This is a genomic window from Xanthomonas cissicola, assembly GCF_008801575.1.
In the GTDB taxonomy this organism is placed as follows: domain Bacteria; phylum Pseudomonadota; class Gammaproteobacteria; order Xanthomonadales; family Xanthomonadaceae; genus Xanthomonas; species Xanthomonas cissicola.
This window is the reverse complement of the sequence record NZ_VZPL01000212.1, coordinates 1-906: the sequence shown is the minus strand read 5'-3', so window position 1 is coordinate 906 and position 906 is coordinate 1. Positions and strand designations below refer to the sequence as shown.

The 906-nt window shown below is 53.5% G+C and carries 1 protein-coding gene and 1 pseudogene; one reads left to right on the top strand and one right to left on the bottom strand.

Annotated elements, in window-relative coordinates:
• Positions 1–176, top strand: a pseudogene (locus F7R02_RS27155) (ankyrin repeat domain-containing protein); the annotation flags it as partial.
• A 58-nt stretch (positions 177–234) separates the two neighbouring features.
• On the opposite strand, the gene F7R02_RS25625 reads toward F7R02_RS27155, so the two are convergent.
• Positions 235–906: hypothetical protein (locus F7R02_RS25625; protein WP_235900998.1), on the bottom strand; the 672-nt coding region annotated here is incomplete at its 5' end.

The window sequence follows — 906 nt, the reverse complement described above, 5'->3', positions numbered from 1 at the left end:
ACGTGCGCGAATTGATCTCGGACGAAGAGATCGAAGCCAAGCTTGATGAAGCGATTGCCAGACTTGACGCTACGAAGCAGCACAGAGAGCTTCAATCCAACGAGCGCAAGAGATTTGCGCAGAGCAATACGTCAAGTTCAATAGAGAAGCGACCAGCACGCGGCGCACGCTTGTAAGCGAGTGCTGTAGAAATACGCCTGGATGTCATCGGCATCCTCACTCCGTTGCTTACTTCTAAGGACCTGCTCTCCGTATCTCCCAATCGCCACGCGATAGGGTTCGGACCTGATGGAGGTCAGTGTCGTAGATGGCGATCAGGTCAGAGCTGCTGGCAATGATGTGGCCTCGGATCTTTCGCTCACCCTTTTCCCAGAGTTCTGAATCGCTTGTCGACACTGGTCCAAGGAGGCGTCGCCTCTCTTTGGTTGCTTTCTCTTTCCCGGCTCTCTCTCCGACCAAGCCTGGCATGATCGCAACAAGCAGGCCAACCAAGTAAAGCATCACTCCTAAATAAACGACAGATGCGGCCATGCCGGCTGAGGACACGATGCCGCTTAGCCATGGCCGTTCCCGAATGAATAAAGTGATGCGATTGTTGATTGCTGGCCTGGTAGGTAGACGGTAGAGCCAGATCGCGAACCAGAGCATGAGAAAAAACGTGATCGGAACGCGCCACGGGACAGATCCGAGAATGCCAACGCCTTGAAGCACAATGGCATAGTATCCATTCACAATTTTCCAATCGGTAGATTGCGGGAAGAGATCAGCTTGAACACCCCATGCATCGAGATAGGTGGTGTATGCGACATGACCGCAGCCATGAAGGACAACCCCAGCCAGAGTTGTCATGGCAGCGAGGCTGCCGACGAAACGGGTGATGGACCACGATCGCTTAGAGAGCAACTT